The organism is Clostridium oryzae (assembly GCF_002029235.1).
GTDB lineage: Bacteria > Bacillota > Clostridia > Clostridiales > Clostridiaceae > Clostridium_AE > Clostridium_AE oryzae.
In genome coordinates this window covers 1-20559 of sequence record NZ_MZGV01000069.1, presented here as the reverse complement: position 1 = coordinate 20559, position 20559 = coordinate 1, and the positions used below count along the sequence as shown (strand labels likewise).

Genomic DNA, 20559 nt, shown 5'->3' with positions numbered 1-20559 from the left:
TGGACAACTATACTCTTTTCTTATGGCAATATATTGATAAATATATCTAATATTCATGTTTATATAATTTGTGGTTACTGCATTACTTTTTTTAAACAATGTTTTCCATTCTCTGAACACCAGTGTAGTTTCCTATAGAATAAAAAAATTTTCGAAAATGTGATACCACTTTGTCTTATTAGCTCATATTATGTTAGATGAAAGGAGAGGTTGATTTGAATAATAATCTGGAAGCTAAAACTACACTAAGCAAAACATCTATAACTGCAAAACCCGATAATTATATTTCAAGTAATGAACCTAGTACTCAGCTATATACAATACCTGTTTTTCTGAGTTATTCCAGACCATATATGCCTATTCAACAGCTGCTTCTTGATAAAATAATTGAACAGATACAAGAAAATCTGTTATTTCCTCGTACGCTTGGACGTAATGCTTCTGACCAATACACTGAAACTAATTTAGTATCTTTTAGAAGGATGATATTAAGCAGTTATGGAATGATTTCTGTGGCTTTTCATAAGGTATTTGTAAAAGAAGCTATACTGAACCCCGATGCAAAAAATAGCAAGATTTTAACAAATTTTTGGCTCAGCAGCCCTTACCTTCAAATAGAGCCAGCAATGGCTTTTCAACATGGACTGCCACAGTTGTTGCTTTTGGAAACTGACGAAGAGCATGGTTCAATTTGCTCACCCTCCAGCAATATATTAGGTGGAGTATATGAAGCAAACTCAGTACCATACAGCATATTAAAGTTTTCTTTAACCGATGATACGTCAGTTAAAAATTTTCTTATCAATGCAGTCTGGAGAGAGAATTTTGCTTATTGGGTTGGACAAGTTAGAAATGCCTATAAGATGAATACAGAACCTAAGTTTAAGTATGACTGTTAGGAGCGTGACCATCAGCTCACGCTCCCTGCTGACTCTGTAAATTATTAAAATAGTTAACCGAAATTTTATACATGCCATACATATAGTGCCATATCATAATTATTTTCTGAAATGTTCCTACCTGCATATATAAAATCTTCATTTTCATATAACCTTCTCAATTTATTTCTTTGCAAATTGCAATCTAATCTTAGTGAATTAATACCATTTTTTAAAGATAAATTTTTTGCAAAATTTATTAGTTCTTTTGAAATGCCTTTACCTGCGAACTCCCTCTTAACAGCTAACTTATGTATATATAGTGACTTCCCGTGTGGAATTTTAGGCCAGTATTTTTGATCTAAATCAGTTATAGCTATGCATCCTGCTGGCACCCCATTCTGATAATCAATATAAAAATCATTAATCTGATAATCTTTTGATAAAAAATTCCACTTTATATTATCCTCATTCCATTGATTCTGTAATTTATTTTTTTTCATCCAAATTACTACATCTATTAAAATTCCCTCAATCGTAGGAATATCATTTTCATCTGCCTGCTTTATCATAAATATCCTCCATAAATTTGTTAATTTTCTTACTACAATTTAGAATCACTACTTTGTTAGTATATTGATTAAGTCTAGCGCCCAAATCATCTTCTCCATTCTCATGAGTATGCTAATATAAATAGCAGTCTCACAGTATACCATGGGTGAAAATTCTTCTCATTCACATATAGAATCAAAGGATTTAGATCTCTGCCAGAAAAAACTTCCTTCTCCTTTTTCACATGTTTCGCTATCTCTCAAAGTAATATGTATTTTCGTATATTCTTGTTTAATTTCTTTATCCGGAATTGAAACTTGTACTATATATCCATTCATGCTGTGGCTATCACCAGTTTTCTCGATAATTCTATTTATTTCTAAAATATTAACTAATTGTTCATTAATCTTTACCTCAATATCATCTTCTTTTAGATCTGGAGATATGTCAATTGTCCCATTAGTGCTGTCATTCAACTTTTCTCTGTTAATTAAAGCACGTTTTAAACTCATTGGTCTGAAGTATATCATCATAGAAGTATATGGTCGAGAACGCTGAAGCATAAATGCATTTATCGCATAAACTTCCAAACCATCTATTCTCATATTAATCTCTGTGTCTTTAAAAGCAGGTAAATTCCAGCCCCAGTATTCTAAAGCATTTACGCCATAATCTTTTACAGCAAATATAGCCATATACATGCCTTTTTCTACTATAAGACTATAATTACCATATTCATCCGTTTTAGTATTATATACATCATTGAACAGTGAGTCTTTTATTGATACATCACCATTAGATATTGCATTACCATAAAAGTCTGTTAGATTTCCAAAAATTTTAATTAAATTATCCATTCTAAATCTCCCTAATTAAATATAATAAGCAATAGTTTACTATTACATTACTATTTTAGGATAATTATAACATAATTTATATATGTGACCATTATATTCCAAAAATTATATTTGTATTTGAGACAAACTCCCATTTTAACAATATCTAATTTTCAAAAATCATTGTTCATATTTCCAAATTCAAAATTTACTTCGCAATTTATCTTTAGTAGTGGAACGTGTAATAAGTACCAAACTCCTACTAAATCTATCTTCTTTTCTTTTTATACTATTTTTCATGTATAGTATGCACTTGTTTCGACAGCCCCAAGTTCTCGTTGGGAACACACATAAGCGAATAAGACATAAAGTTGATAACAGAATTGGGTCTCATCCATTTTAAATTTACTTGCAACTGATGTCTAATATAAACTGCCTAAGACTAAAAAAGAAATCTAGCAGCTATCTTGACAAATTAACCTTATTTTTGATATATTTAACAGAAGCTTAGGAGGTGATGCTTGTGTTTGATGTAATAGTTCTTGATTTAGATGGTACTATATTAAAAGATAATAAAACTGTTTCAAAATTAACACTATCAACTTTAAAAAAATTTGAGGATATGGGCAAACAAATCATTATTGCTACAGCACGTCCACCAAGATTAGGTTCAATAGAACTCCCAGAAGTTTTACAAAAAGAATTCATGCTTTTCTATAATGGAGCTGAAATTCATCATAATAAAAAGAAAATATACAGTTCCTGTATTTCGTTAGATTCCGCAGAATATATTAGAAATTTAGTGCTGACTCAATACACTCATTGCAAGATTGGCTTCGAACTTGATGACGAACTATATACCAATTTAACTACTGAAAATATCTTTGGAACTAATCAATATACAAAAATAGATCTTAATACTTTCAAGCTAAAACCAGTCACTAAAATTCTTTTGGATATGTCTTCAATTGATGATATCAATGCATTGAGATCAAAGCTTCCCTATGATTGTAATCTAATTGTCACTGATAAAGGGCAGCTTGGACAAATTATGAAAAAAGGTGTAAGTAAGTTGAACGGACTAAACCATATTTTAGATAAGCTGAATATAAGCATTAACAAAACCATATTCTTTGGTGATGATACTAATGATATAGAATTGATAAATGCATGTGGTACTGGTGTTGCTATGGGCAACGCAGTCACCGAAGTGAAGCAAGTTGCAGACTATGTAACATTAAGCAACGAAGAGGACGGAGTGGCCTATTTCCTCAACGAATTAATATAAAAATGAGGTAATAAGGTTGAGGATTACCATATCCCCTCCTCAAAACATACAATTTTTTCTACACATTTTGAGAGGAGAAAATTGTTTTAATTGTAAGACTTTTTTCATTAATGAAGCCTCATTAGAGCATGGATATAAACGAAATCCGATTCAAAAGTCATTTAGCTTTTATGTATTTTTTAACGCGTTCATCATCTATAATACCACGATAATTCATTCCATAAGCAAAATCATACCGGTTCCCGTCTGAGTCTACGTAACATTCCATATCATGAGCTGCATCTTCGTTTTGATTTTCAACTGTTTCCATATTCTTTGGCATTTGAAATGGAAGAAGCCCTGATGGTTCACTTGTGCCTTTAATTATGTCTAAAATAACCTGTCTTTGCACATGAAAATCTACAACTAAAGCATCTACATAAGGTTCAAACTCGCTTACAATCGTAGGATTAGACATGCTTAATGCTGCAATAACCGGTTTAGACCCCATAGCTTTTCGAGTTTCAATTATTATTTCTAATTCCGACTTATTGTCTGCCGTATTCGTTTTTCCAAAGTAATTTCTATCTACAATCTCATCATTCTCATCCTTTGCTATGCTGTGTTGTCTAGCATTTTGTGCAGTATATTCTCCATACTGCAAAGTGATAGGAACATATTCTCCATTTATGAATCCGCTGGATTTTGGTGACCCTACAAATACTATGGCAAAATCAGCTTTCTCACAGGATTCTACAAGTTCATAATATCTGTTTAGAATGGACGGTTCAATCGGAAATTCTTCATGTGCATCAACACTGTTTCCAAACCAATCTTTAGATTCACTTATTCTTCGCTTTGGAATATAGACTTTTTTCTTGTCTGTAATAGGCAATAATTGATTATGATTTTTCAATAACACAATAGATTTCTGCTGTGCTTCATATCCAGCTTTTATATATTCAAGCTTTCCCACCTCTTTGCTGGCATAATCCGGGTCTGTGTATGGGTTTTCAAACAAACCACACTGAAAAATATTGCGTAAAAGTCTTTTAGCACTTAGTTCAAAACGCTTGCGCATCCACTCTTCTCCGTGCTCTTTGACACCAATTTGATATGCATCTAGAACAGGCTGTATTTCATTGTTTCCTCCAAATTGATCCACACCTGCCATTATTACTTTATAATGTCGCTGTGCAACAGTAAGCTTTTCTGTACCCCAACACTTTCCACTTAAAAACTGATCTATATGTACGGAGTCTTTAGTTATCACCCAATCTGTGCAAACCACTCCATCGTACCCATACTTATCCCTCAGCAGATCCTTTATAATATACGAACTGTATCCGTTGCCTACATTTTCATTATTCTTTACGTCCTGCCCATAAGAGATTGTATAATATGGCATTACAGCAGAAGCCTTATTTGTACCATGTTTTAACTTAAATGCACCATCTGTAAAAGGTTTTAAATGTTCTTGAAAATTGTTACCTGGATACACAGCAAATTTTCCATAGCCAAAATGTGCATCCCGTCCGCTTTCTCCGCTTCCGCCTCCAGGCCAATGTTTAACCATTGCATTTACACTCGTATCTCCCCAGCTACCGTTTTCACTAGTCTGAAATCCATCACAGTATGCTTCAGCCATATCGGTAGTTAGCTTGCTATCTTCACCAAAGGTCCCATCAAAGCGCATCCATCTAGGTTCTGTAGCCAGATCAACTTGCGGTGATAATGCCGTTGAAATTCCCATTGCTCTATATTCCCTTGCAGCTATTCTCCCAAAATTACGCACTAATTCCGGGTCAAACGTGGCTGCAAATCCAAGAGGCTGCGGCCATTTTGATATATCACCGCCGGAGCCAGCATCAAACTCCGTGTTAGCTTCAGGTGTATGCCTTGGATCAGAACTTATATTTACAGGAATCCCAAATTTCAAATTTTCAGCAAAGGCTTGCAATTGATTATTCCATTTTGCAACGGTCTCTGCATTTTCAACAACTGTCACCAATACATGTCTTAAATGATCATTTTGTAAAAATTGCTTTTGCTGGTCTGATAGTTCCCATATATTTTTCCCGCTTTCTTCTAATGATTTTCCATCATAGGTCCCTCTAAACTTCGCTGCAAATACATTATCATCTGAGGATACACTTTGATGTGCACTGTAAAGCATTAATCCTGCTATATCATCAATTGACATCTGTTTCACTAAATCATTCAGACGTTCTTCAAGGGGCAAGCGCCAATCTTCATATGGATCTAGTTTACCATTTTTGTTCAAATCCTTAAATGCATATCCATCACTCTCAATGATATCAATATTTGATTTTACTGAATACCCAATTGTTTTGCCTCCTTCGTTGATAATAATATTATATTGAGGGTAAGACACCTTTCTCCACTTACTTCTAATATCTATGCTCACAGAATCCATCCTTTCTAGAATTTCTAAATTTAAGTATATATTTTCCTACTAATGTCATTAACATCATTATAAATGTATATAATAACGTTTACAATGGTGAAAATATTATTCTTTTATTAACACTTAAATAGAGTATCGTACTTCTTAAGTCAGATAGATTAATTAGAAAAGATAAAATTTCAATCTAAAAAAATGTAAACTAATAGTGGGCAAATGATTATTTCATTCACCCACTATCAAAAATCTTTAAAATTTTTTTCCAAAATATAATGTATAAATCTCCAGCATTTTGAATTTTTAATATTTAAATAGAAAACTCTATCTTAAAATTTATATCTTGCTTTCATACTGTATAGAGCCAAAAGGGGACCTTCATAAAAATTTTCCTGTAGATAACTCCCTTTAAGAGATCTAAAAAATCTATATAGTAGTGGTATATGCTTTTCACTTCCGATTTCGCCCAAAATATAGCAAAGTACAGATTGAGTATATGGATACCTTGCATCTTCCAAAATATTGACTATCTCGTCAGCATAATTATGTTTTGCTTTTATGAAAAATCTTGCGGCGCTCTCTGCAAAGCAATCATTTCCTGTTCTTTTCATATCGCTTAAAAACTTTTCTGCCACAGTCCCTTCATTATCAGAAAATCTTTGAATAATTGCCTCTACAGCTTGTGAACTATGCTGTTTTCTAAGAGCATTATATAGCTTATCTAAATCTTGTTCATTTTTAACTTTCTCTACTTCTTCATGAATCTCCTTTATCTGATCCGGATTCAGTAATTTTTCAAAATCAACTTTTTCTAAATCTACATGTATAGTGAAATCTAAAATTGCATAAGCAGATTTCTCATGTAAAACATTTTCGTTAAAAAACTTTTTATTAAGATTTTCATCAATAAATTGCTGTATTTCATTTGATTCAATTTTACTCATATCTATGTTCTCCTTTTTATTCATTATAAACAATGCATCCAATTTTCAGCTTCCTGCCAAGCTACAGAAAAAGCCTGACCTTTTGAGCAGAATATTGATGCAGAAGAGTATTCAGGATCTGCATCTTTATTATATTGTTTAGCTTCGATAACTTCCTGTTGGTTATGACAAATATCGTATCCGCCAAAATTAAGGTTTATACTGCCTTTTCCCTGAGTAAACTCAGCAAGTTCTGTACTATAATCAATGAAGTTTATAACCGGAACCTTACCCGTCACTATAAGCTTATTTCCATCACTTTCAGGTTCTTTAAAGCTTCCTTTTGATTTCTGTATATCGGAAAGCACTCTGCCCATATGTTCTATAGATACTTTTATTTTAAACAAATAATATGGCTCAAGCAAGATGTTATCTGCCTTTTCTAGAGCCTGCCTTAGAGCTCTAAAAGTAGCCTCTCTAAAATCTCCGCCTGACGTATGCTTCAAATGTGATCTTCCATTAGTAAGGATAACCTTTATATCCGTAATAGGCGAACCTGTAAGAATGCCATGATGTTCCTTTTCAAATATATGCTGTTTTACGAGATTTTGAAAATTTAATGATAAATCATCAACATGACATCTACTTTCAAAGGTAATCCCTTTATTTCTGCCATTTGGTTGTAGTACTATATGTACTTCAGCATAATGCTTTAGTGGTTCAAAGTGGCCGCAGCCCGCGACTTCTGAAGTTATGGTTTCTTTGTACAAAATTTCAGGTTTTCCAAAGCTTACATTAAACTTAAATCGTTCATCTACAAGCTTTTCAAGTACCTCCAATTGAATTATGCCCATAACACTTATATTAAGTTCCTGTAGTTTTTCTTCCCAGTTCACATTTAAAGCAGGATCTTCAGCCTCCAAAATTCTAAAACACCTAAGCGCATCCTTCGGATTCATCTCCATAGGGTAAATTACCCTTGATTTTAGCGTTGGCACCATTTCATAAATAGCTTTATCATGAAGTGTACCAATTCCATCACCCGCTTGTGCTGAGCTAATTCCAGTAACACCAACAATCTTTCCAGCTTCAGCATAGGCTACTACTCCGAACTTTTTTCCATTATAGATCCTCATCTGCGTTACCTTTTCTGTTATTTCTTCACCATCTGTGGTCCTAAAAGATATTTCATCCCTAACTTTTAAACAGCCAGAAAGTATCTTCATATATGTAACTCTTACATTATTTTCATCATATTTTATTTTATACACTCTCGCTGAAAATTCATTCTCAGTGATATACTCAGTAGGACTTAAAAAATGAAACTTATGGAAGAATTCCATAATTCCTTTATTGTTTATAGCACTTCCGCTGCAGCATGGAAACAATCTGCAGCCCTTTATCATAAGCTTAAGTGCATCATTCCAAACACCCATTTCCACGTTACCATTCAAAAATTCATTTAATAGCTTTTCATCCCTGTCAGCCATAAATTCCATAAATGCTTCGCTAATATAATTATTTTGAAAATCATCTATGTTAACAGCATCCTCCGTCAGGTTTTCTCTTATGTCTAGAATAGTTCGCTCTACATCAGCACCAGCTCTATCTATTTTATTTATAAAGAAAAACGTTGGTATATGATGGTTTCTTAATATTCTCCAAACCGTTTCAGTGTGTGCTTCTACTCCTTCAACAGCACTTATTATGATTATTGCATAATCCATTACCTGAACTGCTCTCTCCATCTCCGCTGAGAAATCTACATGTCCAGGAGTATCAATTATGTAATAACTGTCCCCATCATATTCTATAACTGCCTGATCCGCAAATATGGTTATACCTCTCTCTTTCTCTAACTCATGGCTATCCATAAATGCATCCTTGTGATCAACTCTTCCAAGTTTTCTTGTAGTTTTTGTGTTATAAAGCAACTGCTCAGTGAAGGTGGTTTTTCCAGCATCAACATGAGCAAGTATTCCTATAGTCTTGTTCATTTGAAATCCTTTCTATTTAAGGGCTCCATAAATAGCTGCTCTTACTCTAGGATGACAGTACCATTCCATATTAGGGAACAGCTGATGCATATAAACTGCTGACAGTTTTTCCTTTGGATCTACCATCATCCAAGTTCCAGCCATACCGCACCATCCAAATTCACCAATAGAACCGTTGCAGCCGCCATCTGCCCTATCAATCATTACTCTAACTCCTAAGCCATAACCATAACCTGCTTGGTACGGAGTAGATCTAAAATCCTTAAGCAATTCATCGTTAAGATGATTAGTTGACATAAGTTCAATAGTTTTTCTTCCAAGTATTCTAGCTCCTTCATATTCCCCACCAAAAGCGAGCATCTGGGCAAATTTACTGTAATCTCCAAGAGTTGATAACAATCCTGCTCCTCCGCTTTCTAATATAGCATCTTCTTGATAGAAAGCATCCATATCCGTTATAGGCATAAGTTTTCCCTGCTCATTCTTACCATATAAAACACTTAATCTATCTTTTTTCTCTTCAGGAATTCTAAAGGATGTATTCTTCATACCTAATGGTTTAAATATTTCTTCTTCTAAGAATTCACCAAAACTTTTTCCTGATAAAACTTCTATAAACGCTCCCAGTACATCATGATTCAAACTATACTGCCAGTGGGTTCCTGGATCAAAGGACAGCGGTACTTCAGCTATTCTCTTTACGAAATCTCTAATGCTGTATTTGCCTTCTGCATCCATTTCTTCACGTATCTTTGCTATATCCTTTGCAGTAGGTATGATATCTCCTTCATATGTAAGTCCTGTCGTCATATTAAAGAAATCCTTTATTGTTAACGGCCTGCTGGCAGGCGATACAAACAGCTCTCCTCTCGGCGAGTATCTATAAACCTTAGGATTTTTAAATTCAGGAAGATATTCTTCTATTGGATCTGTAAGAAGAAATTTTCCTCTTTCATAAAGCATGAGTGCTGCAGTACAAGTAATGACTTTTGTCATCGAAAATATTCTGAAGATAGTATCTTCATCTATTGCCATTCTGTTTTCCAAATCTGCATATCCAAAATAACCTTCATAAAGAGTATTGCCATCTTGATTCACAATGCACGAAGCACCTGCCGGCCCATCTTCACAGAAACTCTTTAACAATTCATCTAATGATTTAAAACTCCCCATTTTATCCACCTCATTTTCCCGATTTACACTGTTAATTTTATCATTGCACTTTACATTTTACAATCAGCACAGCTAGTTGATATAATATAGCTGGTGGTGAATTTTATATGAATAAAACTGTAAACATACTAGTTGTCGAGGACAACATGGATATAAATAACTTACTCTCGAAGATTCTTTCAAGAAATAATTATAATGTAATAAGTGCCTACTCAGGTTCTGAAGCAAAGTTATGCTTTGACAAATATAACTTTGAATTGGTGCTTCTTGATTTGATGCTTCCCGGAATAAGCGGTGAACAGCTCATTTCAATTTTTAGGCAAACTAAAACCATGCCTATTATAGTCATCTCTGCAAAACCTGATCAGAAAATTAAAATAGATGTTTTAAAGCTTGGAGCAGATGATTTTATTTCGAAGCCCTTCGACCCCGAAGAAGTTTTAGCTAGAGTAGAAGCTCAGCTTAGAAGATATACTGTATTTTCAAATTCAAACGAAAAAACTAACCATACTTTAAAACATAAAAACTTAATATTGGATAAACATAAAGTACTAGTTAAGGTTAAGGATACAGAAATAAACCTAACATCTACGGAATTTTCCATACTCGAATTACTAATGAGTTATCCTGGAAAAGTCTTTACAAAGTCAAATATCTTTCAGCATATATGGCAAGAAGATTTCATAGGTGATGACAAAACCGTAAATGTGCATATCAGCAACCTTCGCTCAAAGATTTCAGCTATAGACCCTGACGAGGAATACATCCATACCGTGTGGGGAATTGGCTTTAAATTAAGTGAATAAAAAAGGGGAGGAAGTGATTTCCGTCGGCTGGAAAATGCCTCCTCCAACCACTTCCTCCCCTATGCCGACTCTATGCATTTACAAAGTATTATTTTCTATATTTCTTCTCTCAAATTCTTTTCTTGTTTATCTGTTTATTAGTATTTTCTTAAGAGTAATCTTCATATTACTTCGTATATTATATAATTACATCTTTTGGGCAAACAACTTAAATGACAAAAACGTAAACTAAATAAAATATACGATTTCTTCCTTCACTTTTCTCTTTACTCTTTAAGGGTTTATCTTATCATTAGGTGAAAGTTATCCACAATTGGCAAAAATCATAAATTCCTACAAAAAAAGAAGATTACTTTTTCATTCTACTTGGTGAAAGCACGCTTTCATGAACATTTCCTAAAGAGTAAAAAGACATGGAAACTTAAATAGTTTTGTATTAATCTTTACACTTTCTTAAACTTTTCTATAATTTTTCTTGAAACTTATCTATTATTATATAGTCATAAAGTAAAACATTATAAAAAGAAACAAGCTTATCATATTAAGGAGGTAACAATTTTGAGTGATATAGTATTAAGAACTAACAAACTTACAAAAACATTTAACAAATATACAGCTGTAAATGCCGTGGATATTGAGATAAAAAGAGGTGAAATCTATGGCTTCGTAGGTAAAAATGGTGCAGGCAAAACCACACTATTAAGAATGCTATGCGGTCTTAGTCTACCAACAAGCGGTGGAATTGAAATTTTAGGTGAAGCTTCACATTCTGGACTTATGGCCTCAAGAACAAGAATGGGAACTATAATAGAGACTCCAAGTTTTTTTCCTTATCTTTCGGCAGAAAAGAACTTAGAATATTATAGAATACAAAAAGGAATTCCTGAGAGATCTGTTGTTAAAGAATCTTTAGAATTGGTTGGGCTATCTGACACTGGAAATAAAAAATTCAAGAATTTTTCATTAGGTATGAAGCAAAGAATGGGCTTAGCTCTAGCTATTATGGCAAAACCTGACCTGCTTCTGCTAGATGAGCCTATAAATGGCCTTGACCCAACAGGTATAGCGGAATTTAGAAATATACTTTTAAAGCTTAATAAAGAAAAAAATATAACAATTATTATCTCCAGTCATATTCTTGAAGAATTATCTCACTTGGCTACAAGCTATGGTTTCATAGATAAAGGTAATTTCCTTGAGCAGATATCAGCACAGGGACTTCATGAAAAGTGTAAAAAATTTCTTTCAATAAAAGTTAAAAATGTTGAAATAGCATCATCAATTATTGAAACTCAATTAAAGAGTAAAAAATATAAAGTTCTTAACAATAATGAAATAAGGCTTTATGATTATTTAGATACTCCGGAAATACCAGCTGAAGCTTTAGTAAAAAATGGAGCTATACTGCAAACCATAAGCTCTGTTGGTACGAGTCTTGAAAATTACTTTATTGATTTGATCGGAGGTAACAAAAATGATTAATTATATAAAAGCTGAACTTTACAGAAATTTTAATAGAAAATATTTTTGGTTATATACTGGCATTATTGTAGCTGCTATTGTAGGCTTAAATCTTCTTTTACGTGCTTCAGCTTCAGGTTCCAATTCATACAATTTAAGCATAGCTATGGGTTTAAGCGTGCGTATGCTTACTGTACCTATATTTTTAGCATTTGTCACATTAGATTTCTCAATTTTAGAAGAATATAAAAACCTTACTATGAAAAATGTACTCTCATTTGGGCTGCCTAGAAGTACTTATATTTTGTCTAAATTTATTGTCTCAGTGTTTTTCTCATTATTACTTGCACTTATAGTTATGGTATCCTTCTATGGAAGTACTGCCCTTCTATTTGGAATTGGACATAAAGCCGGTGCGATTACATTTTCAACACTTTTATCAATTATTGCTGCTTCAATTCCACTTTGGATTGCATCCTTGGCAATAGGCACATTTATTTCAGTGATTATATCCAATCCTACTATTGTTAGCTTTGTATTTGCATTCTTATTCTTAGTTGGTGCACAATTAGTAAAACTGCTTTATATGCTTGTTTCGCATAACTTCATTCATGTATATAATATCTTAATAACTCCTCAGCTTGGTAATTTTGCTGTGAAATTTACAAGTGCTAGTATTGAAAAAGCTGTGATTTCAGGTATTATATATACTATAGTCTTTATTGGATTAAGCATCATCATATTTAATAAAAAGGAAATAAAATAAGGGTGAGAGATTTCCTTCGGCTGGAAAAAGTCTGCTTAATTCTATAATGTCCTATACCATAAAACAGCTTTAATATTTTATACAATGGAGGGATAAACTTTGGAAAAATTACTACTAATCCTTGCACTATTACTGATATTTATATTTTTATCCCTCTATTTAATTTTGCAAAGCAGTATAAAGAATCTGTATTTGCAGCTTAAAAATATAAATAGCCGCGAGACTAATGCAAGCCTGCTCCTTTCATCTTCTAGTAAATATTTAAGAAAACTGACTTTAGAAATAAATAAATGTATAGATAAAAAGTCCAATACAGAAATGAAATATAAAAAAATGGATAGAGAACTTAAAGATTCTATCGCGAATATATCCCATGATTTAAGAACACCCTTAACATCAATAATGGGATACATTTACCTATTAGATAACCCTCAAACCTCAGAAGAAGAAAAAGTAGAATATTTGAATATAATAAAGAGTAGAACAGAAACGTTAAAATCATTAATATCAGATTTCTACGATATCTCAAGACTAGAGTCAAGCGACTATTCACTTGAGCTCACTAGCGTAAACATAGAAAATATATTATCTGAAATATTGGCCTCTTACTATAATGATTTTGTAACAAAATGCATAGAACCTTACGTTCGTATTGATGAGCATGCTTTTATGGTTTTAGCCGATGAGAGTTCCGTAAAAAGAATTTTTTCTAACCTGATACAGAATATTCTTAGGTATGGAAAATCAAATGTATCAATAACTTTAAAGCAGTATAACGGCTATATCTTAACGACATTTGCAAATGATGCTCCAAATCTTGATGAGGACTTAGCTTCAAAAATATTCGAACGTTTTTTCACTGTAGATAGTTCCAGAAGTGACGGCAGCACAGGTCTTGGTCTTGCTATAACAAAAAAGCTTGTAGAAACCATGGGGCATACAATATCTTCAAAATTTGAAGAAGGCGTATTAAGTATATCTGTTAAATGGAAAATATGATTTCAGGGTTGATATCTGTTCCGATAGTAATTAACATTATAGTCTATTTTAATGTTTTTTCTTATCACAGCAATACTAAATATATAAGAATAAAAGTGCTTGAAACTTAACTGTTTTCAAGCACTTTTAAATTTAACTGAATAAACCTTTTGCTTAAAACTATTATAAGATTATACATACTTATTTAATTGGATTCACCAATGCACCATGCTATAATCATTACTGATATATCCAATTACGTACAGGGATACTCTAGATAGCAAATAATAAAACAAAATTTATAAACTGAAACTTGTTATCTATTACGGTGATTTTATGAAAAAAGTTAAAAACAAGAATTTTCTTAGCACAAATCTATTTCGAAATTTATTTCATGGCAGCCAGGCACATACCAATATGTCCCTTTTTGCTGTAGAAGGTGTGATGATTGCACTTATCAACAATCTCGTTGGTAACAATAATAATTTATTTGCTACTAGACTGGGTGCATCCGATTTTCAACTCAGTCTTGTAACTGCCCTTCCCCAATTTTTAGGTATGTTAGTTTTGATTCCAGGAGGAATGTTTACAGACAGCATGAACAATAAAAAGAAGATGGTATCTCTATCTCTGGTATCAATAGGGGTTACTTATTTTCTTTTGGGATTTACCCCTGCTTTAGGCGGATATAGTTTTTTAGCTTTTTTGCTTCTGCTAACCATATCCGTAGGTCCAATGACTATCTATAATACCTCCTGGCAGGCATATTTCTCAGATGTAACACCTACCGGCGATAGAAATAAAAGCTTTACTTTACGCACAAAATGGACTTTTTTAGTCAATCTGCTGGTACCTATAATCACTGGTAATTTACTTGCTTCAGCTAACACAACTGCAGCAAAACTTAAATTTCACCAGGGTTTTCTCTGGTGCGCCTGTATTACTATAATTATTCAAATATTTATATTAAATAAAATAAAAGGTGGAAATGCTAAAGTTGAAGCTAGGACAAAAGTAAGTTTATCAGAAATCAAAAATGCTGCAATCTGTCTCGCTCACAATAGAAGTTTCATTGGTTTTGCTGCTGTAGCACTATTCTTTTATATGACGTGGCAATCTGACTGGACCTTATATTATTTAGGGCAGATAAAATATCTAAAACTAAACGAAGCTTGGTTAGGATATGTTACTGTTGGCGGAGCAGCTGTCCAATTCTTGACTATAGGCTATTGGAGTAGGGTAAATGAAAAACATGGAGTACGTTTTTCAATAATTATGGGAGCACTTGGACTATGCTTTTTCCCTATCATAATGATTGTTTCAACTTCACTGCCAGCAAGTATAGCTCCTACAGTGTTCCTCATATTTAATATTATCGCTAATTTTGCTTTTGCAACAGTCTCACTAAATATACTTCAATGTCTTCTTCAGGTAGTGCCCGAGAAAAATAAGACATTAAGCATAGCCATATATACTGTCCTGATAACTTTCTCAAACGCAGTAATGCCTATGGTCGGTGTAAAAGTCTATACATTGTTAGGAGCAGATCTTCATGCATTGCAGCTTACATTTTTAATAATATTTGTATCAAGAATTGTTTCGACTTTATTATGGACTCTTAGATGGTGGCTATTAAAAGAGTAGAAAGTGGTAGGAAGTGGTTTCCGTCGGCTGGGAAATGCCTCCTCCAACCACTTTCTACCTTATGCCGACTCTATGCATTTACAAAGTATTATTTTCTACATTACTTCTCACAAATTATTTTTCTTGTTTATTTATTCATTAGTATTTTCTAATTTGGGCAAACTCGGCTACGCCTCAAACACTACCCAAATCTTAACGAAAATTTGCTGACAATTGCTAAATTCACTAACTTCAAAATATATTACTGTCTCTTTTTAACTTCTTCGTAAACACGCTGTACCGTTTTTTTATTTAATTCCCACCTTCACTTTTCTCTTTACTCTTTTCTCTTATTTTATTTGTCTGAAGCTAGGTTATTTAATAATTCTGTCATGTTAGCAATTCTTTCTATAGACTCTAGAATTGTTTTCAAACCTGCTTCTTGCTGTTCAATTGTTGACAATGTTGAACTACTAGCTTTATTAGTCTCAGTAAGCGAACCCTGTATCTGTGATGTAAACTGTTTAATCTCTCCTACTGTTCCTTTAGATTCACCTGAGAGCTTATGAATTTCTTTTGCTACAACCCCAAAACCTGCACCGGCCTCTCCAACTCTCGCAGCTTCAATAGAAGCATTCAGCCCAAGCATTCTGATTCTATCTGCTATAGATTCAATAGCTTCTGTTACGTTGTTTATTCGATGAGCTATTGTGGTAACACTTTTAATCTCATCGGTCAAGGCTGACTGATTTTCAGTTACACTAGATGCAGAAGCCGTTAATTCCTGTATTGCAGCCATTATATTCATTATATCTGCATGAATTGCAGAAGATATTCTCGTTAATACAAGTCTTTGATAACCTATCTTAGAAATCTCGTTGGCTACAATAAAAAGCAAATCTGCAGCGGCTCTAACCTTGTCTTCAGGAACAATCTTAACCTTATCAAGAGCATTTAAATATTTTTCCTCGTCCACTCCTATTTCTTTAGCAAACTGTTTAAACTTCTCCTTCTCAGGAGCAGATGGTAATGTCTGTCCACCTATAATGGATGCTATTTGTTTACCATTTATCATAATAGGCGCTGCAAAGTCCATAAGACCGCTGCCACAATAATAAACTGCTGGTCTGCCTGTTTCTGAACTCTCTTTGCCTCCAGCAGCATCGCTTTCCATGCATCTTCTCAACCCTTCGCTTGAACCTCTGTTTAACTGCATACAAAAGTCAGTAAAATTTGAACCTTCAGTAATTGGTGTACCATTTTTATCGGTAGTAATTGCGGCAACCCCTATTGCTTTCGAAAAAGCATCCTGAAATAATTGTAAAAATTCTTCTCCAACTAAGTCTGTCAGCTTAACATTTTTATCATCTAAATAATCGAAGTTATCATTTGAATTTGATATGTTTTTCATATGTAACACCTTCCTTTTTACATGTAAGGATTATTATCCCACAAATCCTTCCTCACAAGTTTTTTTCTTATTGTATAGACAAGATATTATCCAAACTATTAACATTATATAATCATTATTCGTAGAAATATTCTATTACTTTATAACAACCTATATATTATTACTTCTCTTTGTTTTCTTCGTAACAAAGACCAAAAAAGATTGTGACCTGTTGCCACAATCTTTTCTATACATGATACGAAAATCTAATTTTTATCTAATATTAAACACTCTTTATCTTCCAGACAACACTTTGGTAATCTCCTTCTAAGACAGGTACTGGAATACCTGCATACATAAGTTCATCTCCTCCGTAAATCCCTTCTTTTCCTTCTATAGTGTAATTCTTTTTTGCGTCAAGTCCCTTGAATTTTATTCTTTTAATAGGACCATTAGGAACTGCTAAAACACTAAAATATGCAGCAAAAGCTTCTGTTTTGTCCTTGGATACTATGATCCAGGAAGTATCATTTCCTTCGAAAGGACTTAATAATCTATACATATCACCAAATTGTATTATATGTCTAAGTTCTTTATATTCGGCTATCTGCTCCTTGACATGTTCCTTTTCATCTTCCGTAAATTTCGTTAAATCAAGCTCATAACCAAAGTTACCAGACATAGCTACATCGCCTCTAGTTTTGAGCGATGTATTTCTGTGAACTTGATGATTAGGAACTGCGGAGACATGAGCTCCCATAGTGCTTACAGGATATACGATGCTAGTACCATATTGTATTTTTATTCTCTCTACTGCATCTGTATCATCACTGGTCCAAGTCTGTGGCATATAATAAAGCATCGCTGGATCAAATCTTCCGCCACCACCAGAACAGCTTTCAAATAGAATATTAGGAAAATTTGCTGTTATTTTATCCAAAACTCTATATAAGCCAAGCATATACCTGTGTGCAGTCTCTCTCTGTCTGTCTGGTGGCAGAAGTTCTGATCCAATCTCCGTCATATTTCTGTTCATATCCCATTTTACGTAGCTTATAGGAGCACTTCTAAGTACATCGGAAACAGCTTTTATAATATATTCACATACATCTTCTCTAGATAGATCAAGTATAAGCTGATTTCTTGCCAGTGATCTGCTTCTATCTGGTACATGCAAGCACCAATCTGGATGTGCTCTATATAAATCACTATCTGGTGACACCATCTCTGGCTCAAACCATAAACCAAATTTTAAGCCTGTTTTATTAATTCTCTCTGCAAGATCTTTAAGACCATCAGGAAGTTTTTTCTTATCAACCACCCAATCTCCTAATGAGCAATTGTCACTATCTCTTTTCCCAAACCAGCCATCATCAAGTACAAAAAGTTCTATGCCAAGTTGTTTACCAACCTTTGCAATAGCCTCTATTTTTTCAGCATTGAAGTTAAAATATGTAGCCTCCCAGTTATTTACGAGCACTGGTCTTGACTTATCTCTATATTCACCTCTGCAAAGTCTACTTCTATATAAATCATGATATGTTCTAGACATACCACCTAAACCATCAGATGAATAAACCATCACAGCTTCAGGGGTCTGGAATGTCTCCTTAGGCTTTAAAAGCCATGAAAAATCGAAAGGATTTATACCTATTGAAACCCTTGTAGTATCATATTGATCCACTTCCGCCTGAGCAATGAAATTTCCACTATAAACTAAGCTGAAGCCATAAACTTCACCATTATCCTCTGTAGCATCTTTATTTAATAGTGCAATAAATGGGTTATGTACATGGCTACTGGCTCCTCTTCTACTCATTATTGATTGATTTCCCTTGATTAATGGTCTTCTCTCAATATGTCTTTCTCTTGCCCAAGATCCATGCAGATGAAGGAAATCATAATTATAATTATCAAAATCAATACTCATACTTAAAGCCGATAATATTTTTAAATCAGTTGTACCTTCATTTATAAATCTAACATTTCTTGCTATTACATTATAATCCTTAAAAACTGTATAGCTCAATATAACTTTAAGACCAATAAGTTTGTCTATCATTGTTACTTCCAATGTTTTGGCTTCGTCCGCACTTTCTGCATATACTGCAGGTAATCCTGATAAAGCTGGTTTCCCGTTAATTATTTTATAAGAATCATATCTCAAATCAATTATTGTGGAACCATTTTCAAGCTGAATTGAGTATGCTGGAACGCGTAGATCTGTCTTACCATAAGCAGGATACTCCTGAGGAAACGTATCCAAAGACAGCAAACTATTACCCTCTTCAGGATTTGCTGAAAAAGAAACTCTTTGTGCTAATACTAGGAGCTCATCAATATTTACGTTATTAATTCTTCTTCCCCAGTAAGCATGACCAAGATATCCATTCTTATGTACTTGCATCACATAACTGGTTCCATTATCTTCTGTTCCTGACTGCAAATGAAATACTCTTTTTGAATCATCATAAATTATATTCATACTCCATTACCAATGCCAAATATTAGTATATTATAAAATAATTAATCTTTAGCAAAGGTTTTCCACCTTCCTTTCATCATCCCTTAAGATTATGCTCATAACACCATTACCAAATTTAAATTTTAAAAAACCTTTTAAGTAAGACTACGTTAAGATATAAATTTATTATCTCTCTATATATTATACACAAGGTACCATTGCTATTCAAAAGAAAACTATACATTAATGTTATTTTTTCCTTCAACTCATGAATGTATCTTTGCAGAAAATCTGAAAATACTACTAATGAGGGGTGATTAAAATGACCAAAAAAACAATTAAATCCTGTGATTTTAAAACGCCAATTGAAAGGCATATAACTGCATCCTGGGCTAATATCGCAGAAACCAAACCTGTTTCTAATGTTACTATTCCAAGTAATACGGAGATTAGAAATGCAAAAGATTGGGTTGACGCCAACGAGAAATAAGTAAAAAATGGTTGCACCCTCTGTCGGCTAGTTCCGCTGCGTTAAGCAATTACACCCTTGCCTTTATGCGGATTTCCGGATTCCTTACGAGGACGCTTACGCTCTGACGTCGGAATCTACACGAAAATCCTGTAAAGCCAAGGGGTAATTGCTAAACTCGCTCCAATGCCTCCGCCGGGTGCAACCATTTTTAATTCCCAGACTCTTAATTTTTACATAATACTATTATTTTATTATTTCTATTGTATTCTTCTCGTAATTCACTAACTTTAAAATATATTACTGCTTCTTTTTAATTACTTCGTAAATATGGTGTGAACATTTTTATATTTAGTACTCATCTTTTTTGTTTTAAGCCATAGTATCTTAGTATTAACCAAAAGTTATTCATAATTGATTGTTCTATATAAATTCCTACGAAAATTAAATAATAGCACTCTTTCTATTTTAGGCAACACTAAGCTAGACTGGCCTATTTAGGCTAGTCCCAAGCTTTGTATTTTATTTCATATTCTTAGACAGGGGCTTTTTCT

The 20559-nt window shown here is 33.4% G+C and carries 16 protein-coding genes; 8 read left to right on the top strand and 8 right to left on the bottom strand.

The window, feature by feature from the left end; genetic code table 11:
• The first annotated feature begins 215 nt into the window (after positions 1 to 215).
• A complete protein-coding gene (locus CLORY_RS19300; protein WP_079427577.1) occupies positions 216 to 899 on the top strand; it encodes a hypothetical protein in 684 nt (227 codons plus the stop codon).
• Between the two features lie 65 nt (positions 900 to 964).
• On the opposite strand, the gene CLORY_RS19295 is transcribed toward CLORY_RS19300, so the two are convergent.
• Positions 965 to 1450, bottom strand: a complete 486-nt coding sequence (locus CLORY_RS19295; protein WP_079427575.1) for a GNAT family N-acetyltransferase — start codon at positions 1448 to 1450, stop codon at positions 965 to 967.
• A gap of 159 nt (positions 1451 to 1609) precedes the next feature.
• Positions 1610 to 2287: a carboxypeptidase-like regulatory domain-containing protein gene (locus CLORY_RS19290; protein ID WP_079427573.1), complete on the bottom strand. Its 678-nt coding sequence runs from the start codon at positions 2285 to 2287 to the stop codon at positions 1610 to 1612.
• Positions 2288 to 2783: 496 nt separating this feature from the next.
• On the opposite strand from CLORY_RS19290, the gene CLORY_RS19285 reads away from it, so the two are divergent.
• Positions 2784 to 3554: a Cof-type HAD-IIB family hydrolase gene (locus CLORY_RS19285; RefSeq protein ID WP_423236534.1), complete on the top strand. Its 771-nt coding sequence runs from the start codon at positions 2784 to 2786 to the stop codon at positions 3552 to 3554.
• A gap of 157 nt (positions 3555 to 3711) precedes the next feature.
• On the opposite strand, the gene CLORY_RS19280 is transcribed toward CLORY_RS19285, so the two are convergent.
• From CLORY_RS19280 to CLORY_RS19265, 4 genes are all read right to left on the bottom strand, one after another.
• Positions 3712 to 5961 carry a glycoside hydrolase family 3 protein gene (locus tag CLORY_RS19280; RefSeq protein ID WP_242954456.1) on the bottom strand — a complete coding sequence of 750 codons (2250 nt, stop codon included), beginning with the start codon at positions 5959 to 5961 and terminating at the stop codon, positions 3712 to 3714.
• 323 nt (positions 5962 to 6284) lie between these two features.
• Positions 6285 to 6899 (bottom strand): hypothetical protein, encoded by a 615-nt coding sequence (locus CLORY_RS19275; RefSeq protein WP_139376100.1) that lies wholly within the window; start codon positions 6897 to 6899, stop codon positions 6285 to 6287.
• Between the two features lie 23 nt (positions 6900 to 6922).
• The gene (locus tag CLORY_RS19270) at positions 6923 to 8875 is read right to left on the bottom strand and encodes a GTP-binding protein (protein WP_079427565.1); all 1953 of its coding nucleotides are present in this window, start codon (positions 8873 to 8875) and stop codon (positions 6923 to 6925) included.
• A gap of 12 nt (positions 8876 to 8887) precedes the next feature.
• Positions 8888 to 10048, bottom strand: a complete 1161-nt coding sequence (locus tag CLORY_RS19265; RefSeq protein ID WP_079427563.1) for a serine hydrolase domain-containing protein — start codon at positions 10046 to 10048, stop codon at positions 8888 to 8890.
• A gap of 107 nt (positions 10049 to 10155) precedes the next feature.
• Here CLORY_RS19265 and CLORY_RS19260 point away from each other — a divergent pair, with 107 nt between their 5' ends.
• The 5 genes from CLORY_RS19260 to CLORY_RS19240 all read left to right on the top strand — a co-directional run bounded on the left by CLORY_RS19260 (position 10156) and on the right by CLORY_RS19240 (position 15703).
• Positions 10156 to 10854 carry a response regulator transcription factor gene (locus CLORY_RS19260; RefSeq protein WP_079427561.1) on the top strand — a complete coding sequence of 233 codons (699 nt, stop codon included), beginning with the start codon at positions 10156 to 10158 and terminating at the stop codon, positions 10852 to 10854.
• 558 nt (positions 10855 to 11412) lie between these two features.
• A complete protein-coding gene (locus CLORY_RS19255; RefSeq protein ID WP_079427559.1) occupies positions 11413 to 12336 on the top strand; it encodes an ABC transporter ATP-binding protein in 924 nt (307 codons plus the stop codon).
• Complete coding sequence (locus CLORY_RS19250; protein WP_079427557.1) at positions 12329 to 13081, top strand: ABC transporter permease; 753 nt, start codon at positions 12329 to 12331, stop codon at positions 13079 to 13081. The genes CLORY_RS19255 and CLORY_RS19250 overlap by 8 nt, the downstream gene beginning before the upstream one ends.
• 99 nt (positions 13082 to 13180) lie before the next feature.
• On the top strand, positions 13181 to 14080 hold the full coding sequence (locus tag CLORY_RS19245; protein ID WP_139376099.1) for a sensor histidine kinase: 900 nt from the start codon (positions 13181 to 13183) through the stop codon (positions 14078 to 14080).
• A 315-nt stretch (positions 14081 to 14395) separates the two neighbouring features.
• Positions 14396 to 15703 carry an MFS transporter gene (locus tag CLORY_RS19240; protein ID WP_079427555.1) on the top strand — a complete coding sequence of 436 codons (1308 nt, stop codon included), beginning with the start codon at positions 14396 to 14398 and terminating at the stop codon, positions 15701 to 15703.
• A gap of 334 nt (positions 15704 to 16037) precedes the next feature.
• On the opposite strand, the gene CLORY_RS24015 is transcribed toward CLORY_RS19240, so the two are convergent.
• Positions 16038 to 17093 (bottom strand): PocR ligand-binding domain-containing protein, encoded by a 1056-nt coding sequence (locus tag CLORY_RS24015; RefSeq protein WP_079427553.1) that lies wholly within the window; start codon positions 17091 to 17093, stop codon positions 16038 to 16040.
• A gap of 262 nt (positions 17094 to 17355) precedes the next feature.
• Positions 17356 to 19557 carry an alpha-galactosidase gene (locus tag CLORY_RS19230; protein WP_079427551.1) on the bottom strand — a complete coding sequence of 734 codons (2202 nt, stop codon included), beginning with the start codon at positions 19555 to 19557 and terminating at the stop codon, positions 17356 to 17358.
• A 301-nt stretch (positions 19558 to 19858) separates the two neighbouring features.
• Between CLORY_RS19230 and CLORY_RS19225 the strand changes: the two genes are divergently transcribed.
• Entirely contained in the window at positions 19859 to 20026 is a 168-nt protein-coding gene (locus CLORY_RS19225) for a CDIF630_02480 family spore surface protein (RefSeq protein WP_079427549.1), read from the top strand.
• Positions 20027 to 20559 lie beyond the last annotated feature (533 nt).

Bases quoted from the DNA above. Each gene is read 5' to 3' on its own strand.
- CLORY_RS19230 (WP_079427551.1), bottom strand. From the start codon at position 19,557: ATGAATATAATTTATGATGATTCAAAAAGAGTATTTCATTTGCAGTCA.
- CLORY_RS19295 (WP_079427575.1), bottom strand. From the start codon at position 1,450: ATGATAAAGCAGGCAGATGAAAATGATATTCCTACGATTGAGGGAATT.
- CLORY_RS24015 (WP_079427553.1), bottom strand. From the start codon at position 17,093: ATGAAAAACATATCAAATTCAAATGATAACTTCGATTATTTAGATGAT.
- CLORY_RS19240 (WP_079427555.1), top strand. From the start codon at position 14,396: ATGAAAAAAGTTAAAAACAAGAATTTTCTTAGCACAAATCTATTTCGA.
- CLORY_RS19250 (WP_079427557.1), top strand. From the start codon at position 12,329: ATGATTAATTATATAAAAGCTGAACTTTACAGAAATTTTAATAGAAAA.
- CLORY_RS19265 (WP_079427563.1), bottom strand. From the start codon at position 10,048: ATGGGGAGTTTTAAATCATTAGATGAATTGTTAAAGAGTTTCTGTGAA.
- CLORY_RS19290 (WP_079427573.1), bottom strand. From the start codon at position 2,287: ATGGATAATTTAATTAAAATTTTTGGAAATCTAACAGACTTTTATGGT.
- CLORY_RS19270 (WP_079427565.1), bottom strand. From the start codon at position 8,875: ATGAACAAGACTATAGGAATACTTGCTCATGTTGATGCTGGAAAAACC.
- CLORY_RS19285 (WP_423236534.1), top strand. From the start codon at position 2,784: ATGCTTGTGTTTGATGTAATAGTTCTTGATTTAGATGGTACTATATTA.
- CLORY_RS19225 (WP_079427549.1), top strand. From the start codon at position 19,859: ATGACCAAAAAAACAATTAAATCCTGTGATTTTAAAACGCCAATTGAA.
- CLORY_RS19275 (WP_139376100.1), bottom strand. From the start codon at position 6,899: ATGAGTAAAATTGAATCAAATGAAATACAGCAATTTATTGATGAAAAT.
- CLORY_RS19260 (WP_079427561.1), top strand. From the start codon at position 10,156: ATGAATAAAACTGTAAACATACTAGTTGTCGAGGACAACATGGATATA.